Here is a 24,194-nt window from a genome sequence, read left to right as displayed (position 1 = left end):
GTCGCATGATTTCATCCCAAACGTATCTGGTTACCGCCACTGTAGTCCGCAAAATCCGTATTTACTCACCGTTGTAGACCTCCAATTCTTATTTTCAAAGAATTGTTTAATTTATTTTTTTATCATTATTTTTTATCATGTGAAAGCGAGGAATATTCATGCCACAAGTTGTGACCAAGCCGAACAATCGCCAGCTTGCCTTTGACGAGATGCGCATCTCGGTATATGCCGACCGTATCCTGGAAGGACTGGACATGCTCGACAAGGAACGTCTGGTTCGCGGAGTAACGAGCAAACTTCGTCGTGACGAAGTTACCGGAGACGAGATCAGCAACGCTTTTATGATGAGCGCTCTGGAACTGGTAACGAAAGAAGAGCCGAACTGGAAATTTGCAGCAGCGAGATCCCTGCTTACTTCCCTTTACAAAAAAGCAGCAACAAATCGTAGATACAAGTCTTACCCAGACGAGCCTTACGGCGCATTCCACCCGCTGATCGTTGACCTTGTTAAAAAAGGCATCTATCGCGAAGAACTGCTGGAATGTTACACAAAAGAACAGATTGACGAGCTTGCGGAGTGCATTGACTATCGCAACGATCTGCTCTTTGATTACATCGGCTTGCTCACGCTGGCAGAACGTTACCTCGCCAATGATTTTGAAGGAAAAGTCATGGAATTGCCGCAGGAGCGTTACATGGTCATTGCCATGTACCTGATGCACCAAGAGCCTGCCGACAAACGTATGGATCTGGTGAAAGAAGCATACTGGGCGATGAGCAACATGTATATGACGGCAGCTACACCGACAATGTCCAATGCAGGTAAAAAGGTAGCCGGACAGCTCTCCAGCTGTTTCATCGACACAGTAGATGACTCGCTCGAAGGAATCTTCGATTCCAATACAGACGTAGCTCGTTTGAGCAAAATGGGCGGCGGTATTGGCGTGTACCTTGGTAAAGTCAGAGCACGTGGTTCAGACATCCGCGGTCACAAAAATACAAGTTCAGGCGTTATCCCTTGGATTCGCCAGTTGAATAACACAGCCGTGAGCGTAGATCAGCTCGGAACACGTAAAGGTGCGATCGCGGTTTACCTGGATGTTTTCCATAAAGATATTCTGGCGTTCCTCGACCTGAAGCTGAACAATGGTGACGAGCGGATGCGTGCACATGACGTTTTCCACGGTATCTGCCTGCCTGACCTCTTCATGGAGCGTGTCGAAAGTCGTGGTGAATGGAGCTTGTTCTGTCCGCACGAGACGAAAAAAGTGATGGGCTGGAAAGATGAGAACGGCCGCGCACTGGGTCTGGAAGACTTCTACGATGAAACTAAGGGTCAAGGTACATTCCGCGAGAAGTACGAAGAAGCCGTGAATCATCCGCTGTTGTCCCGTATTACGGTACAAGCGATCGACATCATGAAACGTGTCATGAAATCACAGCTCGAAACAGGTACGCCGTATATGTTCTACCGTGATACGGTTAACCGTTCGAACCCTAACCGCGTACATGGCATGGTATATTCGTCCAACCTGTGTACTGAAATTATGCAGAACCAATCCGCTACCGTGGTGGAAAAAGAAGAACTGGTTACTAAAGATGGTCAGACACGCATCGTGATCTCCAAAGTACCTGGTGACTTCGTGGTCTGCAACCTTAACTCGATTCACTTGGCTCGCGCAGTACCTCATAACGTGCTGGAGCGCCTGATTCCAATTCAGGTTCGTATGCTGGACAACGTCATTGACATCAACAACATTGAGGTGCTTCAAGCCCAATACACGAACAGTCAGTATCGCGCTGTTGGTCTGGGAACATTCGGACTCCATCACCTGCTTGCGCTCGAAGGCATTCGTTGGGAATCCGAAGAAGCTGTCACCTATAACGATAATTTGTATGAAAAAATTAACTACTTGCTCGTTCAAGCTAGCATGGAACTGTCCAAAGAAAAAGGACATTATCCGAAGTTCAAAGGCTCCGACTGGGAAAGTGGTCATTACTTCGATCAACGCGAGTACACAACGGGTGAGCGCGTAGGCGAATTTGTAACTACAGATCAATGGAAAGAACTGCAAGCGCAAGTGAAGCAAAACGGCGTACGTAATGCATGGATGTTTGCTATCGCGCCGAACGGTTCCACCTCCATCATTGCCGGTTCAACAGCAAGTATTGATCCACTTTATGAGCTGTTGTCCTATGAAGAGAAAACAACATACAAAATTGCCAACCCGGCACCGGATCTATCCGAAAAAACGATCTGGTACTACAAAACGGCATTTATGGTGGATCAACATGCTTCCATCAATATGGCCGCTGCCCGTCAGCGTCACGTTGACCAAGGTCAAAGCTTCAACCTGTATGTTCGTCCAGATATCAAGGCGACGGAGTTCCTGGAATTGCATCTTCACGCTTGGAGAGCCGGCATGAAATCGACCTATTATGTTCGTAGCCGTGCATTAACAATCGAGGAATGTGATTCCTGCGCAAGCTGATCCACATAAGAATGGTAACATCGTGATGGATATGGGCACCTCCATGCTGTCACGCTGATTATGATGACCACCGGGGCATCCCTGTTTTGAATGCAAAATAGCGTTGCCCTGGTTCTTTTTTGCCCAAAACCTGACCACAACATCGCAAGATGTTCAATATATGCCAAAACAGTACAATCTTGTTCTGCCATCGTTGTTATATAGTGTAAATTCATTCAAGGAGTGAACGGATTATGCAAGTACAGAAAATTTTCAATACCGAAGCACCTAACCAATCAACACGTATTATTGAAGGTGAATGTTCAGGTATCCTCAACTGGAATGACATTCGTATGCCTCATATGTACAAATTGTACAAAGTATTGTTGCTTAACCACTGGATCGCTGATGAGATTCCAATGTCCAAGGATGCTTCCCAATTCGCCCAACTGGACGAAGAAGAGAAACGTACGTTTAAAATTAACATCTCGCTGCTAGCTGTACTGGATTCCATGCAAACGATGTTTGTTGGTGACGTGAAACGTTATTTTACCGACTCTTCCCTGGAAGCCATCTCGGCGATCATCGGACAACAGGAAGTTGTGCATAACCAATCGTATTCCTATGTTCTTTCTTCCATCGTATCCGATCAGGAGCAGAAAGAAATTTTCGAATATTGGAAACATGATCCAGTGTTGCTGGACCGCAACCGTTTCATCGCGGATATCTACCAAACCTTCCGGGACAATCCATCTCCACAGACGTTCTTCCAAGCGATGGTTGCTGACTTGATTCTCGAAGGCATTTTCTTCTATAGCACATTTGCTTTCTTCTACAACCTGGCTCGTGATCAAAAAATGATGGCAACTAGCCAGATGATCTCGTACATCCAGCGGGATGAAAATCAGCACTGCTACTTCTTCGCGGAAGTATTCAAACAGTTGCTTGTGGACTTCCCTGAGCTCAACACACCAGAAAACATGGACTACGTGTACAAAACGATTGACCGTGCAGTTGAGCTGGAAACGAACTGGGCACATTATACACTCAGCAACGTTCGCGGCATCGACCTGAACGAGCTGGAAGACTACATTAAATACACAGCGAATAAACGCTTGCGTCTGATGGGTATGGAAAAAGCGTATGAAGGCGTTGATGTGAACTGCATGCCTTGGATCAAACCATTCTCCGACGAAGCGCTGAACGCAACAAAAACCGACTTCTTCGAAGCCAAATCCCGTAACTACGGTAAAGTTGGCGACGATAACGGATTTGACGATCTGTAAGAGTACTGGTTCAGATAAGGCTCTACAACAGATAAGAAACGACTAATCCAACACCATATTGGATGCCTCGATGTGTCCTGACAATCTCGACGATAACGTCTAGCACTTTATACTCTCTCATGCTGGGAAGCTTTACGACTACCAGCATGGGAGAGTGTTTTTTTGTCTCTAAACCTTGTAAAATAGTGGGTAGAGTTTCCTATTCTTTCACGATGAAATGAGGTCTAATCATGGATAGAGAGTTGCTGGAACAGATTAATGCTTGGCATGAACAGGAACACTATGCGCTCATCGTTAAACGTATTGAGGCATTACCGGAATCCGAGCAGGATGCCGAAACAATCGGACAGCTTGCAAGAGCATATAACAATTTGGAAGAGTATCGCAGAGCCATTAAACTATTACAAGGCGTTAAGGAACAAGGCCAACTAGACCCGTTATGGCACTTCCGGTTAGGTTATGCCTACTGTTACGTCGCTGAATACAAGCTGGCACAGGCAGCTTTTGAAGAAGCTAATCGACTTGAGCCCAATGATGAGTCTACCCTGGAATATCTGGACTGGATTCGCCCCAAAGCAGCTAAAATGGATCGGGATCGCACCCGCTGGGAGGCGGAGCAGGCAGAGTGGGAACAAAACGGAACACTCAACCAGCTCCAGGTTGCTTCAGGCACATACGATCCTGCAACGTTCTGGCGTTATAGCGATTATGCGCGAGATAACCATGTGTCAGCACCTTTTGACGAAGAACTTATCCAATCTATTGAACAGGAACTCGGCTACAAACTGCCTGCTTCCTATATTCAGCTAATGAAAACGCAAAATGGCGGTTTTCCTGCGCGCACAACGTTTCCGACTCAAGAGGAAACCACATGGGCAGAGGACCACATCGCGATTACAAGCATTAGCGGGATTGGCCGGGACAAAATGTATTCCCTTGGTGGAGAGCTCGGCAGTCGCTTTATGATCGAAGACTGGGGATACCCCGACCTCGGGATTGTCATCTGTGATTGCCCGTCTGCTGGTCATGATGTCGTCATGCTGGACTATCGATTCTGCGGACCGAAAGGCGAACCTTGTGTCGTTCATGTCGATCAGGAGAGCGATTATGAAATCACCTATCTGGCACCGAATTTCGAAGTTTTCATTCGGGGTTTGCTGGACGAAGAGGAGTTTAATTTGCTTGACGAGGATGGCTCCGACTCTCTTGATGAAGAACAAGCAATTACTGCTGTATTCACTGAGAACCAAAGCGTGTCAACATTCTCTAACGAAGCCATCGCCCCTTTTAGGTTCATTGATGCAGGAACCAATTCCTATTCTGTGATTCTGAATGCAGGTACATATCTACAGGACGTCTTTGACTCACGCGCAGATGAAGGTTTTGAAGGCGGCGGTTACGATTGGGCCTCCCTCGCATCTGTGTTCCTTGAAGAAAAGATGCCGCATCTGACTTCGGTTATTCGTTTCGATCCGGAAGCCGATATGTTCTGTGCTTATACAGATGACAAAGATGCACTTATATCCTTTATTCTCGGGTTCAAGCAGGCCTGCGAGCAGCGTGATCTTATTCTTGACCTATTTTCAAGAGCGGAGCTGGACTAAACAGAACATAAGGAGCCCTTTTATGACAACTCGCATCTACTTTGCTTCGAATAGTCTCGGACTTGTATCGGAGCCCGATCTTCAACGGGCGCTTGATCATTTCAATCTCGGGGAATTAGTCCATTTCCACCGGACAGCTGAAGGGGTGATGGGGCAAACCTTGCTCGTTCAAACTACGGAAGGTGAATTTATTCTGAAAGGCAATCCGTTATACAACGGACAGTTTCAGGAAGAGCAATTTTTCGTGGAGCAACTGGCGGCGCGCACTACCATCCCTGTCCCTGTTCCCTATCAAATTCAGGAAGACACGCAGCTATTGGGTTGGAGTTATGTAATGATGCCCAAGTTGCCTGGAAACCATCTGTATGATCCTGTTTTCCAAACGACCTTAACTTCACAAGATCATGAAGATATTGCAGATGTGCTGGCTGAAACGTTAGCCGAACTGCATCATTGGAAAGTTCCGGATGCCGGAGAATACGATCCAGTGGCAGACAAAATCATGCCTTTTGCCGGCTCGTATCTGGACTGGCTGTACGGAAGCATCCGCCACTGGTTGCATGATGCGGAGAAGTACTCCGTGATTACTGACGATGATGTACGCTGGGTGGATGAACAATTGAGGCAGTCCGAATCTGCTTTTTTAATCTCGACGGTTCATGAATTTGTCATGGGAGACTTCAAAGTTGAAAATTTTCTTATCCAAAAGGCGGATAATCCTGCATCCCCGTGGGAAATCAGTGGATTATTTGATTTTACGACGGCTTATTTCGGTGATGGCACAGCCGATCTGACTAAAATAACCGCAAGATACCTCCGGGAAGATCGGCCAGATCTGGCTGCGAGATTTCTTCATCATTACCGGGAAAACGTCTGTGCAGACGATGCGGAAAAATGTAAACATTTTCGTTCACGCCTTCTTATTCACCTATTGTATCAACGTATTCTGTGGTGGGGTGAAGCGAAGGCGACCGGAAAAGTGACCTGGGAAGCTGATCTACCTTTTGCCCTTTGGGCTGAACAGTATATCGAGAAGGTACTCTCTTTGCTGGACTGAATATTCAGAAGTTAAGGTCCATTTACTGCTTGCAGGTGCTAGGTGCTAAAGGACTCCGCGACTCCCCGCTGGTCTGAATTAACAGTAGTGGCCCCCCCTGATGTGATAACTCGATACGAAAATAGCCAGTGATCCTAAGGATCACTGGCTATTTTTCGTTTCCTATATAATACCCATGTTACATGCTAATTCAAATGACGCAATTCACATGAATGTTCCACTGAATTCTATAGTGATCGAACGATTCGAATTAAGCCTGTGCAACAGGAGTCTCTTGATGCTTTTGCAAAAACTCTACCATTTTACGATAAACTAAGATTTCATTCGTTTTTCTGGAGAAACCATGGCCCTCATCATCCAATACGATGTACTCGACGTCTACACCTTTCTCCTGTAGTGCGGCTACGATCTGATCCGATTCGGCCTTGACCACCCTTGGATCATTAGCTCCCTGAATGACCAGCATCGGGTTCACCATCTGATCCAGATACGTAATTGGTGAATCCTTGGTTAAGCGTTCGCGGTCACGTACCGGATCACCGAGCCATTTGTCCATCATTGGCTTCCAGTCCTCCGGCACAGATTCCAGGAAGGTGAACAGATTGCATGGGCCAAAGATATCGACGGCTGCGCGGAACAGCTCTGGATGACGACCTGCAAGCAGCAGGGTCATGTATCCTCCGTAACTGCCACCTACAACAAATAAGCGTTCCGGTGAACTGATGCCTTGATCGAACAACCACTGAATACCTGCAACACAGTCCAGTCTCGGCCCTTCGCCCCAGTCTCGCTCAACCATTTTCACAAATTCGGCACCATATCCTGTACTTCCCCGGAAGTTCGGTGCAAAGATATTGTACCCTTGCGCAAGCAGCAACTGGAACATGGGACGGAAAAACTTGGCTTCGGATGCCTGTGGCCCGCCATGCGGCCAGAAGATGCTGTAACCGTTCGCTTGCTCCGGTTTGGCTTTGAATAACAGCGCTTCAATCTCCAGTCCGTCATAGGAATCGTACCTTACCACATCCGGATATACGAGATCGTCCGGGTTCAGACCCGTGACCCGATTGGCTGTTAACGCCTCCCATGACTCAGATCCTGCGACAAGCCGATAGATATTATGCGGTTGCACAGCACCGCGGCCAAGAATGTAAACGTTACCGGATTTAGTCACGTTCACCTGTTCGATCGTATCGAGCGGCATGTCCTTGCGGCGAGGTTTTTCAGCATCTTTTTCCAGCACATACATGTGATACTCTGGCCCGGTCAGTGTCCAGATATATAACGTTTCAGATGCCTCATGCCAGCGGATCTCATCTACATCTTCACCCTCAATATGACACAACGCACGAAACTCTCCTGTATCGATGATGTACTCCGCCACATAGGCATATGCCGAATTATCATTCGTAATCAGCAACAAACGGCCATTACCTGCAAATAGAACATATGGAACCTGACTCTGCCGCTCCGTAACCGGTACTATGGCATGAGATTCCCCGTTCCGGTGCAGATGAGCAGTCTGATACGTATTGGAGTACATTTTCAGGATTACATAGGCTTCTTCATTGGGACTTACCGCAATCAGGCTGCTGGTTACCTCTTCTCCCTCATACAAAAGCTCATCTTCTCCAGTCTCCAGGTCACAAAGGCGTGCATTCAAATAATTCGGATTACCCGAACTGGTGTTGTAATATAAACGCTTCCCATCCTCAGATAAATGAGCATAATAACAGCGGTCACTCGGCTCTGCTGGTACAACAGGAAGCGGAACCCCACCTTCCGGCGGAAGCGCATAGAGGTGATAGTTCTCATTACCATCGTGATCAAAAGCAGTTAGCAGATGACGTCCCTGCGGATCGGCCTTAATAAATTGACTGCTTTGGTTCAAATACGTCAGTGGGTACGGATAACCACCAGGCAAGTCCATCGCCCAAATATTCGGCTGACCATTCAGATTGCTGTCCATATACAACTTCTTCTCATCTGCTGATACGGCAAAATGCAAAATACGATACGTCTGGAAATACTGTTCCACATCCGGTTTCGGAAACTGAATCATGACAAACCTCCTTAAGATTAAACCCATGAATTTAACATTGGTAAATTAAGGTGCTATTTGTCCAGTTTATCGTTTATTCCATTGTTTTCACAATAGATATGTGAGCTTTAATCCCATTTATTTTTTATTTGTACATACCTCATGAATAAAAAGTCATATGCGATTTTTCCTCACGATAATAGGCCAACCGCTGCTTCAAGCTGCCTGTATGCAGCTCAAATAAATGTCCGTCCGGGTCTGTAAAATAGACCGATTTCCCATCCCGCGCATCTCTCGCTCTTCCGGAAATGATATCCGCACCTGCGGCTCTTAACTGCTCCACCGAAGCGTCAAACTCATCTTCTTTTACCGTAAACGCGATATGGGTATAGGTTCGTTCCGTATAATTACGAAGGACATCCTCCTGATTCAAAGCAATCCAAAGACCAGCCAGTTCGAAGTAAGCCAGCTTGCGTCCTTTCACCTGAATTCGGGCACCGAGAGCCTGCTCAAAGAACGTAATGGATCGCTCCAGATTCGATACGGAAAAGCACAAATGATTAATTCCCTGAATGTTCATATGGCTCCTGACACCTCCGACAAATTTAAAGATCTTCATCCTTATTATGGTATATATGCCGTGTGAAAAACAAGCATTCTGCTCCTCCTCACCGCACCTTCTTCTGGGCGGACGCATAGGGTAGATTTATCAAGAAACGTTCGAGGAGGATGTCAAAACCATGAATCCTGTCTATCCATTTTACGGTGAGAAGAACGTGTGCAAACCACATAAACTAGCTTTTCCGCCCCAGCATCAGGATCAGCAGCCTGGTCTGGAATCGCTGATGGTACCCGAACCGATCAGTGAAGATCCTGCTTATATTGGCAGCTGCAAGCTTCAAGGCAAAGTTGCAATTATTACGGGCGGTGACAGTGGTATCGGGCGGGCAGCGGCAATAGCTTTTGCCAAAGAAGGTGCAGACGTTGTAATCGCTTATTTATATGAACGAACCGATGCGGAATGGACACGAGATCGGATCGTGGAGCTGGGTCAGCGCTGTCTGCTCATCGAAACGGATTTGCGGCTAAAACCAAACTGTGAAGCGGTCATTCGCAAAACAATGGAAACGTTCGGGAAAATCGATGTACTGGTCAACAACCATGGCGTACAGTATGTACAGCAAAGCATTGTCGACATCACCGAGGAGCAGCTCTATCATACGTTTCAAACAAATGTGTTCTCGTATTTCTTCCTGATTCAGGCTGCTCTTCCCCATCTGTGCCAAGGGGCATCCATCATCAACACTGCCTCCATTACAGCTTACAAAGGTGATGTACGTCTGATTGATTATTCTTCGACCAAAGGGGCTGTTGTCTCTCTCACCCGTGTTCTCTCCCAATCCCTGGCTGACAAAGGCATCCGTGTAAATGCTGTAGCTCCAGGGCCCATCTGGACTCCGCTTATTCCAGCCAGCTTCTCGGCTGAAGATGTGCAGGTATTTGGCACCGATACACCTATGGGGCGAGCGGGTCAACCTTACGAGCTTGCTGCAGCTTATGTCTATCTGGCGTCACGCGATTCCTCCTACGTCACCGGCGAATGCATCCATGTCAATGGCGGCGATATGGTTACAACGTAAGGGATACTGGCTTGAGTAAGTGTACGTTCACACGGCTTTGCTTATAGTTTATGTTCTTGCCCCTTGATGTCAGGTTGGATTTTTATGTTTGGGCAGGAGATTGGCTTGTTGGTTGCGAAAAGGGTTAGAAGCTACACTCCGGTTAAACAACGGAATCTGACATCTCGCGACAAGGAGCTGATTGACGAATGAACTTTGATCCCCTCTATCAACCTTATTCCTCGTACCGTGTGCCGGTATACGCCAAACAAGGCATGGTTGCCACGTCTCAGCCACTTGCTGCGCAGGCTGGTCTGGATGTGTTGAAACAAGGCGGCAATGCGATCGATGCCGCCATCGCCACAGCGGCAGCACTCACCGTGCTGGAGCCGACCTCCAATGGCATTGGTGGCGATGCTTTTGCCCTCGTCTGGACGGAGGGCAAGCTGCATGGCCTGAATGCCAGTGGGCCTGCGCCTCAGAGCATTTCGATTGAGGCGCTTCAAGCGGCAGGCTATACGGAGATGCCGAAGCTGGGGGTTGTGCCGGTGACGGTGCCTGGCGCACCGGCGGGTTGGGCGGAGCTGAGCCGTCGCTTTGGACGGCTCACGCTGGCGCAAGCGCTGGAACCGGCCATCCGCTATGCGGAGGAAGGTTATCCGCTTGCGCCGGGGCTGGCCCGCCACTGGGCACGGGCAGCCGAGGTCTATGCACGCCAAGGCGATGCGGCAGCAGGGCGTGCATGGTTTGAGACGTTTGCCCCTGGCGGGCGTGCACCCGCGGCGGGGGAACTGTGGCGCTCGCCGGGCCATGCGGCTACGTTGCGCCGGATTGGCGAGAGCGAAGCGCGAGACTTTTACGAGGGAGAACTGGCGGAACGCATTCACGCTTTTATGGCCGAGCACGGCGGTTACCTGACACGGGATGACCTGAAGGCTTATCAGCCGGAATGGGTTGATCCGATCTCCGTTTCCTACCGGGGTTATGATGTGTGGGAGATTCCGCCGAACGGGCAAGGGCTCATCGCCCTCTCCGCGCTCAATCTGCTGAAGGGATTCGACTTTGCCGAGAAGGAATCCGTTCTCAGCTATCACCGGCAGCTGGAAGCGATGAAGTTGGCTTTTGCCGATGGAGAGAAATACATTACGGAAGAACGTAAAATGGGCGTATCCGTGGAAGAACTGTTATCCGAAGCATACGCCGCAGAACGGCGCAAGCTGATTGGCGATAGAGCTCGCTCACCCGAAGCGGGTGATCCGCGCGGAAGTGGAACGGTGTATCTGGCTGCTGCGGATGGTGAAGGCAATATGATTTCTTTTATCCAAAGTAACTATATGGGCTTTGGCTCAGGACTTGTTGTGCCGGGTACGGGCATCGCGCTTCAGAACCGCGGGCATAACTTCTCGCTCGACCCGCAGCATGCGAACGCACTGGAGCCGGGTAAACGCACGTATCATACGATTATCCCCGGATTTCTGACACATGGCAGTGAGGCTGTTGGCCCGTTTGGGGTCATGGGCGGTTTCATGCAACCTCAGGGTCACGTACAGGTCATTATGAATACGATTGATCATCACCTGAATCCGCAAGCCGCACTCGATTCACCTCGCTGGCAGTGGATTAAAGACAAAACGATACTGGTCGAGCAAGGCTTCCCTCCCCACATTGCACAAGCGCTGGCTCGCAAAGGTCATGATATCCAAACCGAGCTCGATTCGTCCCAATTCGGACGTGGGCAGATCATCTGGCGCAACCCGGAAACCGGTGTGTTATGCGGAGGAACGGAAAGTCGAACGGACGGATCAATTGCGGCGTGGTAGATGAAAAGACTTAAAAAAAGAAACCTAAACACTATTAGTAGTTCTAAAGTGTTTAGGTTTCTTTTTAAGGGATGAGGTATTACTGTATAGAATTTATGTAGTATCTGCCTCATTTGTTTTTCATTTTTTTCACAATCTTTAAGATTAGCACTAATCCCCAGTCGATAATATGATAAAAAACCGCTATGGAAAGTGCAGACCAGTAATCAGATATATATATACCATTAAAACTAGAAGCTAAAATGTAAATAATCATGCTATCTATGACAAGTGTAATCGCATTACGAGTATATATAGAAACCTGTCTCTTGAATCCATAATTTAAGATAGTAATAATTATTGGATGAACAAAAGTCTCGAAAAGAAGAAATCCAATCATGATAAGCACTGAAAAAACAATAATATCTCCAATTTGATCAAAATGAATAAAATCACTAACTTTTTCTAAATTATAAAAAAATAAACTGTACAATGTTATAAAAATAACCACAGGCAAGATGATTAAAGAAGCTAATACAGGAATAAGCCATATCTTAACCTTAAGAGAAGGTGGGGGTTCCTTCTCTTTACCACTCATGTAATTGATTATCCAGTTTAGAGCAAGTAACAGAATTAAAAGCATGATGATGATAATGAGCCAGTGTGTTAAATTCATAATTTTTCCAATTATAAATCCATTTTTTTGAATTAAATACCTTATTTAAATAAAAATATACTTTACTTCATTAGAAGTAAAGTATATTTTTGCTTGATTTAAACGAAATAGTAACTAATTTAGAGTCCTGCCAACCAAACGACGTATTTTGTGATCTCATATGCTTCATTCTAACTTCGAACTAAAAAAAAGCTTATGCCGTGTGTCCATTAAATCCCCATTCTAATCATATTGAATTGTCTAGCTATTAATATTTCTTTGCACGTTATCTTTCACAAATAACAAATAAGTTCATATAAGACAGATTTAACAACACAATTGTAAAAACTATGTATAATTCATGAAAACGACTTATATTTATGTAAATTTTCATTATTGATCATAAAAAATCAACATTTTTCACCGATATAGATAAAGGAAAAACTCGTTGCATAGATGATTGGGGTTCTTTCATCTCCTCGTACATCCTCTTCCAGTATATTTCCAGATTGATACATAATAGCATACAGAAATGAGGGCATCTCAATGAAAACAAAGTTGTACATCCGTATGGGAATCACCGTACTTATGGCCCTGACGCTGATCCTGTTGGGGGCTTGTTCAACCGGCTCTAGAACCGCAGTCACTGACGCAAAGACCAGAGTGGGGATTGTACTTACAGAGGTCGGTCTGGGAGATCGATCTTTCAATGATGCTGCTTTTAACGGACTGGTCAAGGCCAGAGACGAGAAAAGCATTGTTTTTGACTATCGCGAACCAAGCAAGGATTTAACTGCGGAAGCTGCATTTGAGGAGTTTTCCAAAGAGAAATACGATCTTATTATTGGACTGAGCAACACCGTGATGGCAGATATGGAGAAGGTTGCCGCTAAATATCCTGACCAGCAATTCCTCTTAATTGATAGTCAGTCTGCCCTGCCCAACATTGCTTCCATTTCATTTCGTGCCGAAGAAGGTAGTTATCTGGCAGGTGTAATTGCAGCCATGGCTTCCAAAGAGAATCATGTCGGTTTCTTGGGCGGAATGGAAATTCCGGTGCTCAAAAATTTTGAGCAAGGCTTCAAACAAGGTGTGCTCGCCGTTAATCCGGAAGCTGCTGTAGAGATTGTGTATGCCGGTGATTTTGGGAATGCCGATCTGGGGAAACAAATGGCTCAAACAATGATTCAGGAGCAAGGTGCTGACGTGATTTATGTAGCCGCTGGCCTTACCGGTGTCGGCGCACTGAATGAGATTCAAACCCTCGGCAAATACGCCATTGGTGTAGATACGGATCAATTCTTTTTGGCGGAAAAAGCGATTCTTACATCCATGCTGAAAAATGTAGATGTCTCCATCTACAACGCCGTGAAGTCGTTTATCGAGAACAAACATACCTTCCCGAAAAAGGAGATCGTAGAAGGACTCGCCGAGAATGCTGTAGGCTTGACTGCGCTTCATAACATCACGCTGAGTGATGAACAACAGCGGACCTTCGATGATCTGAAAGCCAAAATTTCTTCGGGTCAAATCAAAATTACAGTGAATCCATAACCCGCGATCCGAGGAGGTACGCCATATGAAATTACAGGGAAAACTTATTACTAATGCTCTGATCTCACTTCTTCTATGCCTTGCGCTGGTCGCTTATATCATTATGGAACTGCTCAGCATGAATGCGAAAAATCAAAACCTGGTACCTGCCATGCTTAAGGTAACTGAACTAAACTCCAATCAGATTCAGACCCAGCAGGCGCTGGATGTCTATTCTTTCTCCATGACTGCCGGTAACCAGGAAGCCGTACTGCTTCTCCTGAAAGAAGGCCAAGCTATGGTGAAGGAACTGACAGAGGGATTGCTGGAAACGGATCAGGAGCTACAGCTCATTCAGACCGTTCAAACGAAGCTGCAAGCACTCGATCAGGGTGCAACTCAAGCGATGAGCAGCATGGACAGTGCAGAAGCCAAACGTTACAGCGCCCGGGTTCGAGGTATACAGAATGACATCTACTCTCTGAATGAGATAACGCGGGAGCGATACACGCAATATACGTTAGACTTGGAGAGCGACATCCAGAAGACATGGCAGATTGCTCTTGGAGGGGCTGTCCTTTTGTTCATCGCCGTCATGCTCTTTAATATGTACACATCACGTCAGATCGCCAAACGTATTCGTATGATTAAGGATGCGGCCGGGCATATCGCCAGTGGTGACCTGACCCAAACGCTGCCGGAAACTCGGGGTAAAGATGAACTGGATGATCTGAGTCGTTCCTTTGGGCAAATGACAAATAATATTCGCGGGATTATCCAGTCTATCGACACAGCTGGACAGCGTGTCGATCAGATGGCGCAGGATATTGATCGCGGCAATGATACGGTACAAGCCATCGTGCAACAGGTGTCCCGTACCACGGAAGAACTATCTGTTGGCAGCCAAAAGATTGCGGAAGATCTTAGCGAAACCGTTATGGTTGTAGAYAAGATGCAATCTACATTCGACAGTAACCTTCAGGCTACGGCCCAATCCGCTACCGATGGACGCGATGTTTTAGCCACGGTGGAAGAGGGAAATAAAGCAATTGAAGCACAGCTGCGACTCGCTGAAGTAAACCGCCATGCCATGTCCGAAGTAGAACAGACCGTGCTGGAGCTGGAAGAGAGTGCAGCTCGCATTACAACGATGACGGGATATGTATCCGAAATTGCCAAGCAGACCACCATGCTCTCCCTGAACGCTTCCATTGAAGCTGCACGTGCCGGGGAAGCCGGGCGCGGGTTCGCTGTTGTGGCAGGCGAGGTAAACAAGCTGGCTGAGCAGTCCGCTCAATCGGTCAAACATATCTATGCAGCGGTTAACGAAATTACAACCTCAATGGAAAAAGTAAAAAGTTCTGTGCTGCAAAGCATGCAGCTTTTTGGAGAACAGGAACAAGCTACCGGACAAACGCAGCAATCCTTCTCGGCTATTCGCGAGAGTGTGGAGCGCATCAGCTCAGGAATTCAGCAGCTTGCTAAAGACATGACACAATCCAGCAAACTTAGCTCACAGGTGCAGCAGGCGATTGAGAATATCAGTGCGATCACCGAGCAATCTGCTGCCAGCAGTGAAGAAATCACCGCTTCCACCGCGGAGCAACAACGCTCTTTCTCTGAAGCTAGTATCAAGGTCAAATCACTTCGTGATATTAGTGCCGAGATGCATCAGGAACTCCAGCGCTTCCGTCTGTAAGAGCAACACACGAGATATGCGTACCTATACAGTAGAGCGGATGTGTGATGGCTAGTTTAAAAAAAGGGGCTCTCTCCCCTGCTCTCCTTCTGTGTGTGATTGGCGATTGTGGCGGATTGTCGTCTAACTGGGGGTTAATATCACCTAAACAGGCTTCGAGGGGAATTGCAGTATATTCATGCGGAGTATGCGCGTAAATTTTAGCGTAATATAATCGTAAATGGACGTAAATTTTATCGTAACGATCTCAGATGACCTTATTTGAATGATTCTGAGTCGTTTGAAATTCTAACGATCCCCAGGGAGCTTATTTGGGTAAAAACCGAGGAAAATGGCCGCTTTTCATAGTAAAGGATTGAAATAAGGTTCCCTGAGATCGTTAGAAAATAAAATGGGTGAATATGTGCCAAATAAGGTTTCTCATGATCGTTAGAAATTTTCATTCTGAACAACTGGGGATTAACACTGGACAACGCTGCTTCGTCAAAACTGGAGTAGATTAAGTTGGTGGAATTGTTCAACGGTTGCGGGGATGAGTTAGACTGATAGCTTCTGCGACGGACGCATCGATGAGTTAAGTTGGTGGATTTGTTCAACGGTTGCGGGGATGAGTTAGACTGATAGCTTCTGCGACGGACGCATCGATGAGTTAAGTTGGTGGATTTGTTCAACGGTTGCGGGGATGACTATGGTTGATACTGCTGTGACATTTCCAGGTTGGTGCTGTGTACCAAAGATGTAGCGATGTTTCTAGTAATAATAAGTTAGCTTCATATCAAAAAAAGGAGCCTGCCACGATATGGATAGGGCTCCTTTTTGATGTATTTATACTTGAACATGATAAGCATTAAAACGTTAATGCTTTCGTATGATCATCTACGCTGGTTAACATGTTTACATATATCTCACAATGCATCAATGATATCTCCTGCCAGCAGAGAAGATGGATCGCCGCGTAGCAACGCAGCTCGTTCGGCGGCCTGTCCATGCAGGTATACACCGAACGTGGCAGCTTGCTCCGCGCTGAGGCCTTGGGCGAGCAGACCGGCGATGATGCCGGTCAACACGTCCCCAGCGCCGCCCGTTGCCATGCCGGCGTGGCCAGTGGTGTTGATGTACGCCTCGCCGGAAGGCGTTGCGATAACCGTTCGTGCTCCTTTGAGCACAAGGGTCACGCCCTGCTCGCGGGCGTAACGTGCAGCGTGTCCAATTCGGTCACGCTGCACTTCGGGGGTCGACATGCGCAGCAGTCGGCCCATCTCGCCAGGGTGCGGCGTCAGTATGGTCGCCGCACTGCGCTGGCCCCAGGCGCTTGGCCCATCCGGGCCTGCGTCTGCCAACATGTTGAGGGCGTCCGCGTCGATGACGAGCGGGCGATCCGCCTGTTGCCACAGACGGCGCAGCCAGTCGGTGTCGCCTTTGAAGCGACCGAGGCCCGGGCCGGTCGCAAGCACGTCGCGGCTCTCCGCAAGGCGCAGCACCGCTGCGGCGGAAGCCGCGTTCCATTCGCCGCTGTCGCCATCGGCTGCAGCGGCGAGCATGAGCTCGGGCACGGTGCCGATGACATGCGGCAGCAGTGCCGTGGGCAGCGCCCATGTGGCGAGCCCGCAGCCTGTGCGCAGCGCGGCTTTGGCCGAGAGCAAGCCTGCGCCGCTCATCGGCATGCTTCCTGCGGCCAGTAATACGTGGCCGTAGGTGCCCTTATGGCCGTCCGGTGCCCGGCGACGGCCTGTATCCACGCGCAGCGCACCACGCAGCACCTCGTCCGTCAACAGACGGACCGAGGAGCCATGCTCGGGCGCAAGCCGCGCGGGAATGCCGATGGCGCGCACAACGATGCGCCCAGCGGCAGAAGCGCCCGGGTACTGCACCAGCCCGCGCTTAAGCAGCGCAAGGCATACAGTCACCCTGGCTTCAATGCACGGCTCGTGCACCTCCCCGGTGTCGGCGTTCAGGCCGCTAGGCACATCGGCGGACACGATCGGCTTACCGCTGCCGTTCGCCGCCCGAATCAGCGCCGCGTACGCTCCACGCGGCGCACCCCGCGAGCCGGTGCCTAGCAACGCATCGACGATGCCTGTGCACCGGCTAAAGTCCACGGCTTCGCGCCCGTGGACAACGGCAGGGATGCCGAGCTTCGCAGCGGCATCCCGTTGCACTGCGGCTTCGCCCCGCAGTGCCTCCGGAGCATCGGCGTAAACTAGCGTCACGCCCAGCCCCGCTTCAACCAAATGGCGCGCCGCAACCAGCCCGTCGCCGCCATTGTTGCCCTTACCGATCAGCATGTACCAATGCTGATCACCGGTATGCGCCATCACCAGCGCCGAATCGGCGATGATGTCGCCCCCGTAACCTAAGCGATCTCCGGGCCCGGTATGTGCCCGCCACGCTTCTTGCGGCTGGCCGCGATCAGGCCAGCCATCACCACCCTCAACCTGACCATTTCCACGCTGAGCTTTATCAACTTCTCCGCAATTGCCTCCACCACGATCATTATCAAGCATTCCTTCCCGGCACAGCTTGATGACTTCTTCGGCAATCGCTCTGCCTGCGTTCTCCATCAGACTGACCGCAGGAATACCAAGCTGCTGAATCGTATACTCGTCCACAGCCCGCATCTGATCAGCAGTTACGATAAACAACGCTCATCCCCCCAGTCGCATAATGAACAGCAGTCATCCTTATACTGCTTAATAACCCACTGTAAACCGTGCTTGAACAAATTGCGGATCATCCAGTTCATCCACCAACGCTGCGGCAAAATCACCTACAGAAATGCTGCTTTCGCCCAGGTCATCTGTAATGACACGAGTCATGCCAATCCGAAATTGGCCTGTTCTCCGCCCTGTCGTGATCGTTGCTGCCGGACTCATATACGTCCAGTGAATGTTCGATTCTTCAAGAAGCCCATAAGCATCCGCATGAGCCTGCGCGAGAGGTTTGATTTCCTCAGGGAAACCAGGTGTATTCATCAGCATTTCGCCTGAATCTGTCATCAGACTGCCTGCTCCGCCAACAACAACCAGACGTCCGGCATTTGCGCGGCGCACCCCCTCGATCAGTGAACGCGTTACTTCCAGCAGTTCCTCTTCTTCGCCAAACTTCGGCCCGTAAGCACTCACTACCGCTTCTTGTCCCGCCGCAAAATCAGCAACCTGATCCGGGTTAAGCACATCCCCCTGCTCCACACGCAAGCGCTCATGCACCATCTCCACCTTGGACGGATCACGCACAACCGCTGTCACTTCATGACCACGATCCATCAATTCCCACAAAATCGTCTTGCCAATCGCTCCAGTCGCTCCAAAAATCGCTACTTTCATATCCGAATCCCTCTTTTCTGTCGATGTCATCTAATCAGCTATACCGTTATTTTAATACTTAATCCTGTTGTTATATACCTTAAACGGCTCACGCCATCTTAAACCGGATAAACCTACTTGTAAACTCGAATCTTCATTAGCGTTATCAACGCCTCAGTTGAACAACCTGACCCCAATCAAACATTGTAGATCTCTTCATAGGCTTCTTCCGTCCCAATCATCCTGAAAACTCATTCGCATCAGGAATTATCGCCCGATGGGATGAACTCAAGCAAAAAAACCTTTGGTTCCCCAAAGGCTGCGGTAACGATTTGGTTGACCTCTACTGTGTTCGAGGTGTTAACAAGCCTACATTCTACTCCCCCTGCCTCCACCACATGCCTTCGGATTTCGGACTTGTATATTCAAACCCAAACTGTGCGTATAAGCGATCCGCAGGGACATCCGCCAGCAAACTGACCAAGCCACGCGCAGGAACAGCTTCACGCAAATAGTTCATGATTTCGATCATAATCAGTTTGCCGTAACCCTTCCCCTGAAGATCGGGATGCACTGCAATATCAACCACTTGAAAAAAACAACCACCATCCCCAATGACACGTCCCATCCCGATGAGAACATCCGCTTCTCGCAAACTTACCGCAAATAAACTACGCGGCAGTCCAATCTCAGCCCCTTCTCGGCTCATCTCACTAAGCCCCGCGATCTGCCGCAGTGCTAAATATTCAACCGCGGCTGGCGGTGCATGTTCAATCTTCACCTCATTCATCCAATGTTCCCCTCTCCTGTTAGAATCTCTATAACCAGAATTAATTCTAAACTTTAGCTTTTAATTCCTTCATAACCTATGACATTTTTTCTGATGACTTGGCCTCATGCCAAGATTCCAATAACAAGACTGGTGGAATATACGTTGGCATCATCCATTGATAAGACAAATCTTTCAGCAACTCACCCAACCATAATCTCCCCTGATCATCCAGCTTCATTTTCCATCGCCCGCTGATCATCGTTTTTCCCTGAACCACAAGTTCACAGGCTTCGTCATAGGCATACTCTTTTCCTTTGTTTTGTTCGATCGATTCAATTGCTTGTTCATACAATCGTTGCTGTTCGTCTTCCTTCTCTTGGGTAAACTCGGAGTCAAACACGAGCGTAAAATCAAGCCCTTTAAACTTATGCTGATTCACTAATTCTTTAAATTCTTCTGTTACATAGATTTGGTGAGATGCAGTTTCCTTCAGCTTAAAAATCGCTGTCCCTGGTCGTATTTTAGATACATCGAAGAATATTGTATTGAATCTGGAGAAACGCCCCTTAGAGGTATACATCACATCCGAACGTTTCCAATCCACACAATCAAGGATAGTGATCACATTGACAACGTATAGATCCAAACTGTCATGCATTAATTCAAGAAACTCTACATGTGATTGTATCAAAGGAATCAATGCATCTTTTACTTCACCTGTCACAATGAGTTTTCCTAAAATGAAATCCGGGAAATCATGGTAACTCCTCTTGTTTAAAGTAATCACCTTAACCGGACTCCAAAATCCCCTTAATCGATCACCATTAAAGTCCGAGTTAAGCAAGTGCTTGGAACTTGAATCTTCTAAATTTATATCCATACTTTTTTGATGGCCACTCAGTTTGTAGACTTTCAGTATCCTCATCTTCTTTCTAACATTTCTATAGGGTAGGGGCATAGGAATATGTTAATTTCGCATGCTTATTGTTCCAGTAGATCAGCTTTATGCCAAGATTCCAATAACAAGACTGGTGGAATATACGTTGGCATCATCCATTGATAAGACAAACCTTTCAGCAACTCACCCAGCCATAATCTCCCCTGATCATCCAGCTTCATTTTCCACCGCCCGCTGATCATCGTTTTTCCCTGATCTAAAAGTTCACGGGCATCCTCATAGGCATACTTTTTTCCTTTGTTTTGTTCTATCAATTCAAGTGCAGCATCATACAATCGTTGTTGCTCCGCTTCCATTTCCTCAGTAAAGTCAGCATCATACACTTGGGAAAAACTAAGCCCTTTGAATTTATGCTCCTCAACCCATTGTTTGAACTTTTCAGTAACAAAAACCTGTACACCTGGAGTTTCTTTAATCTTAAACATACACGTCCCATGAGGTATTTTTGCAGGATCAAATACAAGCTTGTTAAAACGTGCCCATGATCCGTCTTTAAATCTCCCAATCTCAGAACGGTTATAATCAACACAATCCAAAACATTAACGACATTGAGCATAAACAATTCTTCATTATCATTTGTTAAAGGTAGAAATTCCACTTCACCTTCTAATAATCGATCTTTGTCCATCGCCTCTTTCACTCTTTTTGAGATTATAGGCTTACCAATAACATAATCAGGAAAATCATTATACGTTCTTTTGTAGAGAGTTTCTAAATTTATACTGGTCCATTCCGTTAACTTAGATTCACCATGAAAATCACTATTAATTGGGTGATCATCATTATCGACTGCTGCTAATAATTTCGATTTTTGATCATTTTTTAATGCATAAACTTTTATATTGTCCACCTCGCTAATAAATTACCTAATCCCCAATTCTAATCTTCCTTCGAGTAACCCCTTACGCACACACTCAATTCTATAAGGTAGGAGCATAGAAATAGGTTAATTTCACATGTTCATTGTTCCAGAAGATCAGATTCATGCCAAGATTCCAATAACAACGCTGGTGGAGTATACGTTGGCATCATCCATTGATAGGACAAATCTTTCAGCAACTCACCCAGCCAAAATTGCCCTTGATCATCCAGCTTCATTTTCCATCGCCCGCTGATCATCGTTTTCCCCTGATCCACCAGTTTTCTCGCATCATTGTAGCTGTACTCTTGTCCTTTGTTTTGCTCTATCGTTTCAAGTGCAGCATCATATATTCGCTGCTGCTCATCTTCCTTCTCTTCGGTAAACTCGGAATCATATACTACGTTGAAATTCAAACCTTTGAATTTATATTCTTCCACCACTTGTTTGAATAGATCGGTAACGAACACCTCTACGGTGGCGGTCTCTTTTATTTTAAACATGTATGTATCCACCGGGATTTTAGAAAAATCAAACACCAGCTTGTTAAAGTCAGCCCAAGAACCATCACTATATGTCCTGATTTCAGAACGATTCCAATCCACACAATCTAGTACATTGGTAACATTCACTACGTATAGCTCTAGTTCTTCATGCATTAAAGGAAGAAATTCTACCTCACGGGAAATACGAGGTTCAAGAACCGTTCTAACGTTTCTTTTGATAATTGGTACCCCTGGTAACAATCTAGGAAAGTCACTATATCTTTTTTTGTACAGTGTTTTCACTACTGTTGGAATCCAAATCCCCCCTTTTATACCCCCTTTAAAATCTGAACCCAGTTCATGTTGCCGATCAATATAATTTATCTCCATACAACTATCTTTATGTCTTAGTGCGTATACCCTCAATAAATCCCCTCCTCATTTTTTCTTGATCCACTGCTTCAACTGCTTGAATTCATCTACTTCCTGTGTAATAGTGAGAGAAAGCTTGCGTAAAGCATGTTCCACATACGTCAAGTTGGTTGTAAAGGAGGAAATGTTGTGTTTCAACGTTGGTTGGATAACCTGTCATCACATCCCGATGCTGCGTTCATACTACTGGGTGTGATTGCCTTGCTTCTGGCCGTTTATCTGTGGTCAGCCACAGAAATTCGTCGCAGCCATGAAAGGCGTATGCAAAAGATACGAGATACACTATACATAAGTACGAGACTTTTGGGACAACTCAGCATCGATGAACAACGAAAATGTGCAACAAGTGAACACGAACATCACGAACTGTTAAAAGCAATGCAAGCCTGCAAAACGGCCTCATGTCTCTCCCCGCAGCTTCAGGATCAGATTCGTGACTGTATTAAAAATGAGGATTCAGCCAGACTCGCCCTGATGCACAAAGCACTCGAAAGGGAATGCACCGCACTATCGGACGAACTCAGCCAAAATACACATTCCGTACACTGGGGCCGTGCGATCTGGACAATTATTCGACCTGGCGCTGAACCCGTTGCACTCGCAGCCACCGCCATTTTGATCGGAAACCTGTTCTACACTCAACGGATCGCAGGTACATCTTTAAATACCTGGGACAGCCTGTTGCCTTGGATTCAGGTCCTTTCCCTTATGCTTACGATACTTTATGGTTATTTGCTATGGTCCAGTCCAAAGCGCGGCACTTCAGGAACGTTGGTCAAATGGCTTGCACTCCTGATTGCACTGTGCTCTCTGCTTCACCTGATCGGACTGGCAGCAGCTCCATATGCGCTCGCCCTGCAACTCATCGTGTTTGCTTCAGGCTTCAGAATCACCGGATCACGTTCCCGAAGCGAACGTCCCTATGCCGGGCACACTGAAATGGATAATGACGCCAGCAATATGGCTACGCCGATACATGAGCCTATTGAAGAAGATACCTCTTCCACTGTTACACCCCGCAGATCGGGTTCGGCATCTGATAAATAACAAGTTTAAAGGAAATTGCCAAAATTTCCACACTTCAGAGTTACAACATTTTTCCGCTGGTACCCAGACGCATACAAAAACGGCTGTCCCTAAGTCATCATGACAAAAGGGACAGCCTGTTTATTTTTAGAAGTAACCATATAAGACAGAGATAAAACTGAACTATCCCTTGGCACTCGCGTTTGATCCACGAACGGAACGGGCAGAGCTGCTTCTAGCGGTATTGCCGGGTTTGGAGGCGCTGCCTGAGGGGGTATTTTCAAAACGTTTGCGCTCGGTTCGCTCCATCTGTACAATCTGTCCCTCATGAACCACGATGTGCAATGAACCAAACTCCATGTCATCCAGCTGTCCGGCAATTCGGTTTAACCATACCTCATCCACTTTTAACGGCTTAGCCACTTGAGCCGCCTCCTCTTCTCGGGTTACCACCCGTTATAATCCTGTGAGAACCTGCATTTCGTCCGTTTAATTATAATTCATTCTTATCCAACCTATATACTTGGTTTATACAATATCAGGGCTTCCAGCAGCTGTCAATTGATATTTTACTCCAAACAGCAAGTTTCTTCGG

The 24,194-nt window shown here is 47.3% G+C and carries 19 protein-coding genes; 9 read left to right on the top strand and 10 right to left on the bottom strand.

What is annotated here, in order from left to right; genetic code table 11:
- Window positions 1-158 precede the first annotated feature (158 nt).
- The 4 genes from AB4Z30_RS13275 (at window position 159) to AB4Z30_RS13260 (ending at window position 6,418) form a co-directional block, all read left to right on the top strand.
- On the top strand, window positions 159-2,492 hold the full coding sequence (locus tag AB4Z30_RS13275; RefSeq protein WP_441927018.1) for a ribonucleoside-diphosphate reductase subunit alpha: 2,334 nt from the start codon (window positions 159-161) through the stop codon (window positions 2,490-2,492).
- Between the two features lie 233 nt (window positions 2,493-2,725).
- Window positions 2,726-3,757, top strand: coding sequence for a ribonucleotide-diphosphate reductase subunit beta (locus AB4Z30_RS13270; protein ID WP_434748235.1), 1,032 nt, complete (start codon window positions 2,726-2,728; stop codon window positions 3,755-3,757).
- Window positions 3,758-3,987: 230 nt separating this feature from the next.
- A complete protein-coding gene (locus AB4Z30_RS13265; protein WP_441927015.1) occupies window positions 3,988-5,361 on the top strand; it encodes an Imm51 family immunity protein in 1,374 nt (457 codons plus the stop codon).
- A 22-nt stretch (window positions 5,362-5,383) separates the two neighbouring features.
- Entirely contained in the window at window positions 5,384-6,418 is a 1,035-nt protein-coding gene (locus AB4Z30_RS13260; protein WP_441927013.1) for a phosphotransferase family protein, read from the top strand.
- Window positions 6,419-6,668: 250 nt separating this feature from the next.
- On the opposite strand, the gene AB4Z30_RS13255 is transcribed toward AB4Z30_RS13260, so the two are convergent.
- Together AB4Z30_RS13255 and fosB are read right to left on the bottom strand one after the other, a co-directional pair.
- Window positions 6,669-8,480 carry a S9 family peptidase gene (locus AB4Z30_RS13255; RefSeq protein ID WP_441927011.1) on the bottom strand — a complete coding sequence of 604 codons (1,812 nt, stop codon included), beginning with the start codon at window positions 8,478-8,480 and terminating at the stop codon, window positions 6,669-6,671.
- A gap of 139 nt (window positions 8,481-8,619) precedes the next feature.
- Window positions 8,620-9,039: a metallothiol transferase FosB gene (fosB, locus tag AB4Z30_RS13250; protein WP_441927009.1), complete on the bottom strand. Its 420-nt coding sequence runs from the start codon at window positions 9,037-9,039 to the stop codon at window positions 8,620-8,622.
- Between the two features lie 160 nt (window positions 9,040-9,199).
- Between fosB and AB4Z30_RS13245 the strand changes: the two genes are divergently transcribed.
- Both AB4Z30_RS13245 and AB4Z30_RS13240 read left to right on the top strand, forming a co-directional pair.
- Window positions 9,200-10,099 carry a glucose 1-dehydrogenase gene (locus AB4Z30_RS13245; protein ID WP_441927007.1) on the top strand — a complete coding sequence of 300 codons (900 nt, stop codon included), beginning with the start codon at window positions 9,200-9,202 and terminating at the stop codon, window positions 10,097-10,099.
- Between the two features lie 188 nt (window positions 10,100-10,287).
- The gene (locus AB4Z30_RS13240; protein WP_441927005.1) at window positions 10,288-11,898 is read left to right on the top strand and encodes a gamma-glutamyltransferase family protein; all 1,611 of its coding nucleotides are present in this window, start codon (window positions 10,288-10,290) and stop codon (window positions 11,896-11,898) included.
- Between the two features lie 109 nt (window positions 11,899-12,007).
- On the opposite strand, the gene AB4Z30_RS13235 is transcribed toward AB4Z30_RS13240, so the two are convergent.
- Window positions 12,008-12,475: a hypothetical protein gene (locus AB4Z30_RS13235; RefSeq protein ID WP_441927003.1), complete on the bottom strand. Its 468-nt coding sequence runs from the start codon at window positions 12,473-12,475 to the stop codon at window positions 12,008-12,010.
- 603 nt (window positions 12,476-13,078) lie between these two features.
- On the opposite strand from AB4Z30_RS13235, the gene AB4Z30_RS13230 reads away from it, so the two are divergent.
- Both AB4Z30_RS13230 and AB4Z30_RS13225 read left to right on the top strand, forming a co-directional pair.
- Window positions 13,079-14,086 carry a BMP family lipoprotein gene (locus AB4Z30_RS13230; RefSeq protein ID WP_441927001.1) on the top strand — a complete coding sequence of 336 codons (1,008 nt, stop codon included), beginning with the start codon at window positions 13,079-13,081 and terminating at the stop codon, window positions 14,084-14,086.
- Window positions 14,087-14,111: 25 nt separating this feature from the next.
- Window positions 14,112-15,764 carry a methyl-accepting chemotaxis protein gene (locus tag AB4Z30_RS13225; RefSeq protein WP_441926999.1) on the top strand — a complete coding sequence of 551 codons (1,653 nt, stop codon included), beginning with the start codon at window positions 14,112-14,114 and terminating at the stop codon, window positions 15,762-15,764.
- A 905-nt stretch (window positions 15,765-16,669) separates the two neighbouring features.
- Here AB4Z30_RS13225 and AB4Z30_RS13220 read toward each other — a convergent pair.
- From AB4Z30_RS13220 to AB4Z30_RS13195, 6 genes are all read right to left on the bottom strand, one after another.
- Window positions 16,670-18,406 carry an NAD(P)H-hydrate dehydratase gene (locus tag AB4Z30_RS13220; RefSeq protein ID WP_441926997.1) on the bottom strand — a complete coding sequence of 579 codons (1,737 nt, stop codon included), beginning with the start codon at window positions 18,404-18,406 and terminating at the stop codon, window positions 16,670-16,672.
- A gap of 48 nt (window positions 18,407-18,454) precedes the next feature.
- Window positions 18,455-19,087 carry an NAD(P)-dependent oxidoreductase gene (locus AB4Z30_RS13215; RefSeq protein ID WP_251509811.1) on the bottom strand — a complete coding sequence of 211 codons (633 nt, stop codon included), beginning with the start codon at window positions 19,085-19,087 and terminating at the stop codon, window positions 18,455-18,457.
- Window positions 19,088-19,442: 355 nt separating this feature from the next.
- Complete coding sequence (locus AB4Z30_RS13210) at window positions 19,443-19,856, bottom strand: GNAT family N-acetyltransferase (RefSeq protein WP_441926994.1); 414 nt, start codon at window positions 19,854-19,856, stop codon at window positions 19,443-19,445.
- A gap of 76 nt (window positions 19,857-19,932) precedes the next feature.
- Complete coding sequence (locus AB4Z30_RS13205) at window positions 19,933-20,562, bottom strand: imm11 family protein (RefSeq protein ID WP_441926992.1); 630 nt, start codon at window positions 20,560-20,562, stop codon at window positions 19,933-19,935.
- A gap of 257 nt (window positions 20,563-20,819) precedes the next feature.
- Window positions 20,820-21,647: an imm11 family protein gene (locus AB4Z30_RS13200; RefSeq protein WP_441926990.1), complete on the bottom strand. Its 828-nt coding sequence runs from the start codon at window positions 21,645-21,647 to the stop codon at window positions 20,820-20,822.
- 110 nt (window positions 21,648-21,757) lie between these two features.
- The gene (locus AB4Z30_RS13195) at window positions 21,758-22,315 is read right to left on the bottom strand and encodes an imm11 family protein (protein WP_441926988.1); all 558 of its coding nucleotides are present in this window, start codon (window positions 22,313-22,315) and stop codon (window positions 21,758-21,760) included.
- 387 nt (window positions 22,316-22,702) lie between these two features.
- On the opposite strand from AB4Z30_RS13195, the gene AB4Z30_RS13190 reads away from it, so the two are divergent.
- A complete protein-coding gene (locus AB4Z30_RS13190) occupies window positions 22,703-23,620 on the top strand; it encodes a hypothetical protein (RefSeq protein WP_441926986.1) in 918 nt (305 codons plus the stop codon).
- A gap of 162 nt (window positions 23,621-23,782) precedes the next feature.
- Here AB4Z30_RS13190 and AB4Z30_RS13185 read toward each other — a convergent pair whose 3' ends face one another.
- Window positions 23,783-24,022 (bottom strand): YezD family protein, encoded by a 240-nt coding sequence (locus AB4Z30_RS13185; protein ID WP_441926984.1) that lies wholly within the window; start codon window positions 24,020-24,022, stop codon window positions 23,783-23,785.
- Window positions 24,023-24,194 lie beyond the last annotated feature (172 nt).

It is taken from the genome of Paenibacillus sp. 2TAF8, from assembly GCF_052114825.1.
In the GTDB taxonomy this organism is placed as follows: domain Bacteria; phylum Bacillota; class Bacilli; order Paenibacillales; family Paenibacillaceae; genus Paenibacillus.
Note: the sequence above shows the minus strand (reverse complement) of the source record. Positions and strands in the feature narration are given on the sequence as shown.

What these genes read in the sequence shown, in the direction of transcription:
- AB4Z30_RS13275 (WP_441927018.1), top strand. Translation starts at nt 159, where the DNA reads ATGCCACAAGTTGTGACCAAGCCGAACAATCGCCAGCTTGCCTTTGAC.
- AB4Z30_RS13245 (WP_441927007.1), top strand. Translation starts at nt 9,200, where the DNA reads ATGAATCCTGTCTATCCATTTTACGGTGAGAAGAACGTGTGCAAACCA.
- AB4Z30_RS13230 (WP_441927001.1), top strand. Translation starts at nt 13,079, where the DNA reads ATGAAAACAAAGTTGTACATCCGTATGGGAATCACCGTACTTATGGCC.
- AB4Z30_RS13255 (WP_441927011.1), bottom strand. Translation starts at nt 8,480, where the DNA reads ATGATTCAGTTTCCGAAACCGGATGTGGAACAGTATTTCCAGACGTAT.
- AB4Z30_RS13240 (WP_441927005.1), top strand. Translation starts at nt 10,288, where the DNA reads ATGAACTTTGATCCCCTCTATCAACCTTATTCCTCGTACCGTGTGCCG.
- AB4Z30_RS13270 (WP_434748235.1), top strand. Translation starts at nt 2,726, where the DNA reads ATGCAAGTACAGAAAATTTTCAATACCGAAGCACCTAACCAATCAACA.
- AB4Z30_RS13215 (WP_251509811.1), bottom strand. Translation starts at nt 19,087, where the DNA reads ATGAAAGTAGCGATTTTTGGAGCGACTGGAGCGATTGGCAAGACGATT.
- AB4Z30_RS13210 (WP_441926994.1), bottom strand. Translation starts at nt 19,856, where the DNA reads ATGAATGAGGTGAAGATTGAACATGCACCGCCAGCCGCGGTTGAATAT.
- AB4Z30_RS13195 (WP_441926988.1), bottom strand. Translation starts at nt 22,315, where the DNA reads ATGCATGAAGAACTAGAGCTATACGTAGTGAATGTTACCAATGTACTA.
- AB4Z30_RS13260 (WP_441927013.1), top strand. Translation starts at nt 5,384, where the DNA reads ATGACAACTCGCATCTACTTTGCTTCGAATAGTCTCGGACTTGTATCG.
- fosB (WP_441927009.1), bottom strand. Translation starts at nt 9,039, where the DNA reads ATGAACATTCAGGGAATTAATCATTTGTGCTTTTCCGTATCGAATCTG.
- AB4Z30_RS13235 (WP_441927003.1), bottom strand. Translation starts at nt 12,475, where the DNA reads ATGAGTGGTAAAGAGAAGGAACCCCCACCTTCTCTTAAGGTTAAGATA.
- AB4Z30_RS13265 (WP_441927015.1), top strand. Translation starts at nt 3,988, where the DNA reads ATGGATAGAGAGTTGCTGGAACAGATTAATGCTTGGCATGAACAGGAA.